The 8949-nt window shown below is 47.6% G+C and carries 8 protein-coding genes; all 8 read left to right on the forward strand.

The window, feature by feature from the left end:
* The first annotated feature begins 298 nt into the window (after positions 1–298).
* Positions 299–1354, forward strand: a complete 1056-nt coding sequence (gene hydE, locus Q0Y54_RS09830; RefSeq protein ID WP_297967044.1) for a [FeFe] hydrogenase H-cluster radical SAM maturase HydE — start codon at positions 299–301, stop codon at positions 1352–1354.
* Positions 1355–1359: 5 nt separating this feature from the next.
* The gene (gene hydG, locus Q0Y54_RS09835) at positions 1360–2778 is read left to right on the forward strand and encodes a [FeFe] hydrogenase H-cluster radical SAM maturase HydG (RefSeq protein ID WP_297967047.1); all 1419 of its coding nucleotides are present in this window, start codon (positions 1360–1362) and stop codon (positions 2776–2778) included.
* 1 nt (position 2779) lies between these two features.
* The gene (hydF, locus tag Q0Y54_RS09840) at positions 2780–4015 is read left to right on the forward strand and encodes a [FeFe] hydrogenase H-cluster maturation GTPase HydF (RefSeq protein WP_297967051.1); all 1236 of its coding nucleotides are present in this window, start codon (positions 2780–2782) and stop codon (positions 4013–4015) included.
* Between the two features lie 177 nt (positions 4016–4192).
* Positions 4193–5683, forward strand: coding sequence for a [FeFe] hydrogenase, group A (locus tag Q0Y54_RS09845; RefSeq protein ID WP_297967053.1), 1491 nt, complete (start codon positions 4193–4195; stop codon positions 5681–5683).
* A 15-nt stretch (positions 5684–5698) separates the two neighbouring features.
* Positions 5699–6481, forward strand: a complete 783-nt coding sequence (locus tag Q0Y54_RS09850; RefSeq protein WP_297967055.1) for a 4Fe-4S dicluster domain-containing protein — start codon at positions 5699–5701, stop codon at positions 6479–6481.
* Between the two features lie 2 nt (positions 6482–6483).
* Positions 6484–7689, forward strand: a complete 1206-nt coding sequence (gene nrfD / locus Q0Y54_RS09855) for an NrfD/PsrC family molybdoenzyme membrane anchor subunit (RefSeq protein WP_297967058.1) — start codon at positions 6484–6486, stop codon at positions 7687–7689.
* Between the two features lie 84 nt (positions 7690–7773).
* Positions 7774–8526, forward strand: coding sequence for a hypothetical protein (locus Q0Y54_RS09860; protein WP_297967061.1), 753 nt, complete (start codon positions 7774–7776; stop codon positions 8524–8526).
* 173 nt (positions 8527–8699) lie between these two features.
* The coding region (locus tag Q0Y54_RS09865) for an HAD family phosphatase (RefSeq protein WP_297967065.1) at positions 8700–8949 on the forward strand (250 nt) is incomplete at its 3' end.

Raw genomic sequence — 8949 nt, forward strand, 5'->3', positions numbered from 1 at the left:
TTCTTTACAGTATCAATATTTGTTTTGTAATGAGTGGCTCTTGATTGTTTGCTGGTTAACAAATATCCTTGTTCAGTTGCCTCCTCGCTCTGAACTACTTCAAATATACTTCAATACAACTTCAAAGTCAACTTCAATATAACTTCAAAGTCAACTTCAATATAACTTCAATAATTACTTCAATACAACTTCAAACAAGCTTCAATTTACTTCAAGAACACCATAGTGAATGAAAAGGTCAGACAAATATTAAAGGCCTTAATGTTGATAAAATAGGCCAAAAGTTATACCATAACATATGTATAGTTGGCTGAAATATTGGGGTGGTTTTATTTCTGTTGTAGATGAAGTTGAGACAAAAAAGAATATTACCCTGGAGCAGCTTCAATATCTCCTTGCCGGAAACGAGGCAGATTACCTTAAGGAGCGGGCTGTGGCGGTGCGGCGGGAGCATTATGGCAATGAGGTGTTTATTCGGGGCTTGATTGAATTTACCAATTATTGCCGCAACAACTGTTATTATTGCGGTATTCGTCGGGACAACCGGCAGGTTGACAGGTACCGGCTTTCAGAAGAGGAAATAATGGCGTGCTGCACAGAAGGATATCGTCTGGGCTTTCGTACCTTTGTACTTCAGGGAGGCGAGGATGGATATTTTACAGATGAGAAAATTTGCCACATAGTATCATCCATAAAGGGAAGCTTTCCGGATTGTGCTGTCACCCTTTCTATAGGAGAAAAAACGAGAGAGAGCTATAAGGCCTTTTTTGAGGCTGGGGCAGACAGATACCTGCTTCGGCATGAAACTGCCAATGATGCCCATTACCAAAGGCTTCATCCATCTGAATTATCCTTGGCTAACCGCAAGGAATGTCTAAATAATCTTAAGGATATAGGCTATCAGGTGGGAGCAGGCTTTATGGTGGGGTCCCCAGGCCAGACGGGCCAAACCCTATATGATGATTTGCAGTTTATACGTGAACTAAATCCTCACATGGTGGGTATAGGTCCCTTTATTCCCCAGCATGATACCCCCTTTGCCGGGGAGCAGGCGGGAACCGTGGATATGACAGTCACCCTGTTGGCCGTTATAAGGCTGTTGCTGCCCCGGGTTTTATTGCCGGCCACTACAGCTCTGGGTACCATTGACCCGGTGGGCAGGGAGAAGGGCCTTATGGCGGGAGCCAATGTGGTAATGCCAAATCTTTCGCCAAAGAGGGTAAGAAAAAAATACGCTTTGTACGACAAGAAAATCTGCACCGGGGAGGAAGCGGCAGAGTGTATAGAGTGTCTTAAACGAAGGATAAATAAAATCGGTTGCAGCGTGGTGTGTGACCGGGGAGATTATAGGTGATTTAAATGTATAATATGAAATCCATGAAGGCCGAGGAGTTTATTTCCGATGAGGAAATTCAGGCAACTCTAAGGTATGCTGAGGAAAACAAGGATAATATGGAGGTTCTTGATGCCGTTATTGCCAAGGCAAAGCTGGGGAAGGGCCTCAGCCATCGGGAGGCATCGGTGCTTTTGGCCTGCGACAATGAGGAAAAGCTCCAGGAGGTCTATGATTTGGCCCGACAGATTAAGGAGGATTATTACGGTAACCGTATCGTACTGTTTGCTCCCTTATATTTGTCAAATTATTGCGTAAACGGCTGTCTTTATTGTCCATATCACGCCAAAAATAAGCACATCAGCCGCAAGAAGCTGACTCAGGAGGAAATCCGCCGCGAGGTAATGGCATTGCAGGACATGGGACATAAGCGGCTGGCCATTGAGCTGGGGGAGGACCCGGTAAATAATCCTATTGAATATGTGCTGGAGTCTATTAATACCATTTACAATATCAAGCATAAAAATGGGGCCATACGCCGGGTTAATGTTAATATTGCGGCAACCACTGTGGAGAATTACAAAAAGCTCCATGATGCGGGAATTGGCACCTATATCCTTTTTCAGGAGACTTATAACAAAAAGTCCTATGAGGAGCTTCATCCAACGGGGCCAAAGCATGATTATGCCTACCATACAGAGGCCATGGACAGAGCCCAGGAGGGCGGTATTGATGATGTGGGCTTAGGCGTACTCTTTGGCCTTGAGGGATATCGCTATGAGTTTGCAGGGCTTTTGATGCACGCCGAGCATTTGGAGGCGGTTCATGGCGTTGGGCCCCATACCATTAGTGTGCCACGGGTTAAGAAGGCCGATGACATTGATCCGGAGGCCTTTGATAACGGTATCAGTGATGAAATCTTTGAGAAGCTTATTGCCCTCATTCGTGTGGCAGTGCCGTATACGGGAATGATTATTTCCACCCGTGAGGGCAAGGCGGTCCGGGAAAAGGCTCTGGAGCTGGGTATTTCCCAGATAAGTGGCGGATCCCGTACCAGCGTTGGCGGTTATGTGGAGGAGGAGCCGGAGGAGGATAACTCGGCCCAGTTTGATGTGAGTGACCGACGCACTTTGGATGAGGTGTTGAACTGGCTTATTACCCTTGGCTATGTGCCCAGCTTCTGCACGGCCTGCTATCGTGAAGGGCGTACTGGTGACCGGTTCATGTCCCTGTGCAAGAGCAAGCAGATATTGAATTGCTGTCATCCAAATGCCCTGCTGACCCTAAAGGAGTATTTGGAGGATTATGCCAGTGAGGATACCAGGAAAAAGGGGCTGGTCATGATTGAGTCGGAATTGAAGAAAATACCAAATGAAAAGGTGCGGAAAATTGCCGCAGAGCATTTAGCTGAAATCAGTGAAGGTAAGAGGGATTTTAGGTTTTAATATGGCAGAGTTAAATTCAACACCAAATGCCAATAGACTCCACATAGGAATTTTTGGCAGAACAAACAGCGGCAAATCCTCATTGATAAATCTTCTGACGGGCCAGAATACCTCCATCGTGTCGGAGGTGGCGGGCACTACCACTGACCCGGTATACAAGGCCATGGAGCTTAGTCCTTTGGGGGCCTGTGTCCTCATTGATACTCCAGGCATAGAGGATAATTCCTCTTTAGGTGCACAGCGTTTGGAGAAGACCAGGCTGGCCATGGAAAAGACGGACGTGGCAATTCTGGTTTTTGCGGCCAATTTCCAAGGCAGCTTTGAGGAAGAATATAAGCTGCTGGAAAATTTTCAAAAGAAAAAAGTGCCTGTCCTATGTCTTATTAATTCCTTTGGGAAGATTTTGGGAGAAGATAAGCTAGGGGAGACAATATCAGATAGGCTCCATGGTGACCGTAATGCACTTTTGGTGGCCGATTGTAGTGAAGCTGGTGGGGCCGCTAATCGAAGCAGCATTATAGGGGCCTTGTCCAAGCTAATGCCAGAGGACTATGATGAAGAATTTATCACGGGCAGTCTGGTAAAGGAGGATGACCTGGTGCTGCTGGTAATGCCCCAGGATATTCAGGCCCCGAAACGGCGGCTGATATTGCCCCAGGTCCAGACCATCCGGGAGCTTTTGGACAGAAAATGTACGGTGGTGTCCACTACTACGGACAAGCTGGAATTGACCCTATCCCGATTAAAGGAGGCACCACAGCTCATTATTACCGATTCCCAGGCCTTTAGGTTCGTTTATGAGCATAAGCCGACGGAGAGCCGCCTTACCTCCTTTTCGGTGCTCTTTGCCGCCTACAAGGGGGATTTAAAATATTATATTGAGGGTGCTCATTTTATGGACCGTCTTAACGAACAATCCAAGGTTCTGATTGCCGAGTGCTGTACCCATGCCCCATTGACGGAGGATATTGGCCGGGTGAAGCTTCCCCGTCTGCTTCGCCAGCGATTTGGGGCAGGGCTGCAGGTGAAGGTGGTAAGCGGTACCGACTTTCCTGCTAATCCTGCCGAATATGATTTAATCATCCAGTGCGGTGGCTGTATGTTTAACCGGCGATATGTATTGTCGAGAATAGATAAGGCGAGGGTGGCCTCAGTTCCAATGACCAATTATGGAGTGGCCATCGCCCACCTGACGGGAATTTTGGATAAAATCAGTCTGGGTCGGCAGGCCCGTTAGGGCATATGGAGAAACGCTCCATATATGCTGCAGGTATTTAAAATGCTAATAATTCCATAAAAACTAAGTATTTTTATCTTTATAATAAAGTGGTAAAATAATAAATATAGATTATTGTACGAATTTTGTGTCAATTTTGCACAAGCTTATGGAGTATGATGTTAGGGGAGTATACGTATGAGTAACAAGATGTCGCGGCGCAAGTTTTTACAGGTTGTGGCCGGTTCAGGCGTCCTGGGATTCGGGGTTATGGCCACCGGGTGCAAGGGTAAACCCTCCGGTGGTGATGGCTGGGTGTCCAGCCAGTATGAAGGAAAGGGCGATTTCCCGGTAAATCTTAAAGGACGCGTGGCCATCAGTGCCACCAATCCATCTATTCAGCGTGATGATGAGAAATGTATTTTGTGTGGTCAGTGCGTTGATGCCTGCCAAAATGTAATGGGCGTATATGGAAATTATCCATTGCCCTTGAAGCAGGAGGTGGCCTGTGTAGGCTGTGGTCAATGTGTAATGCAGTGTCCGTCGGGAGCCATTACAGAAAAAAGTAACGTGCAGCAGGTTTTGGAGGCCATTGAGGATGACTCCAAGCATGTGGTGGTGCAGACTGCGCCGGCCACCAAGGTTTCCCTGGGGGAAGAGTTCGGTATGCCGCAGGGTACCAGCGTGGGCAAAAAAATGGCGGGAGCCCTGAAGGCTGCCGGCTTTGATTCAGTATTTGATACCTGCTTTGCCGCGGATTTGACCATTATGGAGGAAGCCTCAGAGTTTGTCCATCGCCTGACGAAAAAGCAGGACGAAATTCCGCACCTTACCTCCTGTTGTCCGGGCTGGGTTAAGTATTGCGAGTATTTTTATCCTGAACTGATGCACAATCTGTCCACCTGTAAGTCACCTCAGAATATGATGGGGGCGACGATAAAATCCTTTTATGCAGATAAGATGGGGATTGATCCAGCCAGCATTGTAAATGTGTCCATTATGCCGTGTACGGCCAAGAAGTTTGAGGTGTCCCGTGACGAATTGCAGGTGGATGGCCGGCAGGATATGGATTATGTGCTTACTACCCGGGAGCTGGCGGTACTGTTAAAGCGTAAGGGCATTGACTTAAATACCATAGACGAAGCGGAATATGATTCTGTTTTGGGTGAGTCCACCGGTGCAGGGCGTATTTTTGGCGCCACCGGCGGTGTTACTGAGGCGGCAGTCCGTACAGCCTATTATTTGGCTACCGGGTCAAATCCACCCGTTGATTTGCTGGCCTGGCAGCCGGTACGGGGCATGCAGGCGGTAAAGGAGGCTACGGCCAGTATTCCGGGGGTGGGATCGGTAAATATTGCCGTTTGTCATGGTCTGGAAAATGCCCGTAAGCTTTTGGAGGGCATCAAGGCGTCAGGCAGCAGCAAGTGGCAGTTCATTGAGTTTATGGCCTGCCCTGGCGGCTGCATCGGTGGCGGTGGTCAGCCAAAGACCATGGATGCCGTAGAAGCCAAGAAAAGACGTATTGAGGCCATTTACAAGGAAGATACGGCCTCGGCCAAGCGTTGCAGTCATGATAATGCAGAAATTCAGGCCATCTACAGGGACTTTTTCGGCAAGCCCCTCAGTGAACGGGCTGAGAAGTATTTGCATACAACCTTTGTCAATCGGCACGGCCGGTTGTTTGATTGAGAGGGGTGAGTATAGATGGCTGTATTAGTAGATATTACAAAATGTATCGGCTGCGAGGGCTGCACAGTAGCCTGTAAGCGCTATAACAACCTGAATTTCAAGGCAAAGCCAAGAAATGTAAAGGGTGACAATATTGAACTGGATGACAATCGTTGGACCGTTATTCAGGAATTCCATGGTAAGGACAATGATAAGCTGAGATTTGTGAAAAAGCAGTGCCTCCACTGTAAAGAGCCTGCCTGTGCATCTGCATGCTTTTCCAAGGCTATTCAGAAGGATGAAAAGACAGGTGCCGTTGTTTATTATCCGGATTTGTGTGTAGGCTGCCGCTATTGCCTGGTGGCCTGTCCTTATTCCATTCCCAAGTATCAGTGGAATGAGCAGTTCCCACAGGTGTCCAAGTGCCAGATGTGCTCGGAGCGGGTGGCCAAGGGGGATGCCCCGGCCTGCGTATCGGCCTGTACAACCGGTGCTCTTTTGTCCGGTGACAGGGATGAGCTGTTAAGGAAGGCCCATGAGATAATTAAGTCGGACAGCCGTTATGTCAATCATGTTTATGGTGAACATGAGGTGGGGGGTGCTGAATGGCTTTATATATCCGATGTGCCCTTTGAGGAGCTGGGCTTCAAGGATGTATCCGATGTACCTGTTACAACCTATACCAAGAGCTATCTCTCCAAGGTTCCCGGCCTGGCCGCTTGTTGGGCCTTATTCCTGTCAGGAATTGCATTCTATAATTATCGTGTGGACAAAAACAGAAAGTCCCAGGATAAGGATGACCAGGATAAGGAGGGCTGAGCATGAAGGTATATAAGTGTTTTAGAATTCTGGGCTGGGATTTTACCATAACGCCGGTACGCTTTGTACTGACCGGATTGGTAGCCCTAATGGTGGCCGCAGTTGTCCTCAGACTGTTGACAGGCTTTCAGTATGTAACCAACCTGACTGATGAGACGCCCTGGGGCATGTGGATTGCCTTTGATGTAATGTGCGGCGTTGCCCTGGCCGGTGGCGGCTACTCCACCGCTTTGCTGGTAAGTATTTTCCGCTACAGGGAATTTCAGATAGTGGCCCGGGGGGCCCTGCTTACCTCCCTGTTGGGCTATATTTTGGTTATGGCAGGCCTGTTCCTGGATATAGGCCAGTGGTTTAATTTCTGGCGTCCCTTTGTATCCTGGGGCTATACGTCGGTACTGTTTGAAGTCTTCTGGTGTATTTCCATTTACACCACGGTATTGAGCTTTGAATTTTTTGAAATAATTACGGAGCGAATTTTGCGGCAGAAGCTGCACCGGTATATAGTAAAAATTTTGCCGGTTCTGGTGGTAATCGGACTGATTTTCCCGGTAATGCATCAGTCCTCCCTGGGCGGCTTGTTCCTGATAATGAAGGAGAGAATGTTCCCTTTGTGGTGGAGTGAATTCCTGCCAGTGTATTTCCTGATTTCTTCCTTCTTTATTGGCTCGGCCATGGTTTGTATCGAAACAACCTTGGCCAAAACCGCCTACGGCCATGAAATTCCCCATGAGATTATGTTAAAGCTGACCCGGGTAGGCGGCGGTATGATGATTGTATACCTGCTGCTGAAGCTCTACGATCTTTTTGAAAAGCAGGAATGGGGCTATGTATTCCAGGGAACCCTCCAAAGTAATATGTACTGCATCGAGATGCTGTTTGGTATATTAATTCCGATTGTTATCATAATCAGCCCGTTGAGCAAGAAAAAGTGGGGATTGCTTACCTATGCCATTCTTACTGTGGCCGGGGTTATTCTCAATCGTCTGAATTGCGTATTTACCTCCATGTATGAATCCGGGTCTTATTTCCCTGGAGTAGGGGAAATCGTGGTAAGTGTTGGTCTTATTTCCATGGGTGTGCTCATCTATTGCTTCCTGGTGGAGAACTTTAACATCATCGGCAATGAGCGGGCGGTTCAGGTTAAGATTGACAAGGATAAGGATATCAAAAATCTTATTTGGGCTCTCCTGCGTACCAAAAGACGGTAAAATATGGTATAATACAGGGTGTAGGACTTGTTTTTCCTCGGCTGGAGGAATGAATTGATTAATGAGTGTAAGGGAGGAGATTGGATGAAACGTTTATTTAGTGTACTTTGTTCATTGCTGATGCTTTGTATCAGCGGAATGGCTTTGGCCAGCAGTTCGCCGGAGGATGACCATCTTAGTAAAATTCAGGAGGGTATACATGGTGTCTGGTGTGACCAGAATGGCCATAGACCTGTGGTGTTTGCCTATGATCAGTTAAATGAGATGCGCATAACCGATGCCTCCAATTTTTCCGGGGACAAGTTTAATGGCAGTGCTACCTTGACCCTGCTGGGTAAGGAAGGAACCAAATTCTTTAATATTTATTGGGATAATACGGCAGGCAAACGCAGCCTTAATCTTGGTGGTAACCTGCAGCTGCAGCCTAAGACCGGCGAGATAAATCACGCTGAGTCTGTAGGCGGTTTGACCTTGGATATGACCATGGCCGAGGTGAGCAGAAAGTACAGCGGTGATGCTCACATGCTGACTCCGTCTGAAACCAAGGCTATGTGCGGGGTAAATGATATTGGCTGGTATTTTAGCAATATTGGCCTGATAGTCACCTATGATGACGAGACCTTTACTGTTGACCGTCTGATACTCCTCAAGGGGGCCCAGACTGCCTTTGACAGAGGAACTCTTAATGCTGATTCACCTCTTTCCAGATATGCTGAGGTTTATGACTGGAGCTATGCACATGAGGCCGGATCTGTGGTTGACATGGGCAATGGCGAGTCCATGAGCTTCCAGTATTATCCACAGGCTGTAATGCTGAAATTAAACGATGTACAATAATCCTTTATTGAGAGGATATGATTTTATGGCCCTAATCTGTATATGGACAGATTGGGGCTTTTTCTTAGCTATGGTGAATGACCGGTCTTTGGATGTGGCTGATGGAGGTGTTCGTTCGTCAGCTTGTCAGTTGTATTTTCCATAGGGTGTTGATTGTGATTTGGGAGTAAATTATGGCGGAAAAAGCATTTATTTTTGATATGGATGGGGTCATCTATGATAGTGAACCAATTCATGCCAAGGCCAAGAAGCAGGTGCTGGCCGAATGGGGAATTACCATTTCCCATGAGCGGCTGGCTGCCTTCGTGGGGCGCAGCAGCAGGGATTTCTATGGTACAATGGTGAAGGAAAACCCCCAATGCCCCGTTTCCTGGCAGGAGCTGGCCAGGCGTAAGCATGCGCTGTATAAGAAGCTGCTGGTGG

This window comes from uncultured Anaerovibrio sp. (assembly GCF_947302755.1).
GTDB lineage: Bacteria > Bacillota > Negativicutes > Selenomonadales > Selenomonadaceae > Anaerovibrio.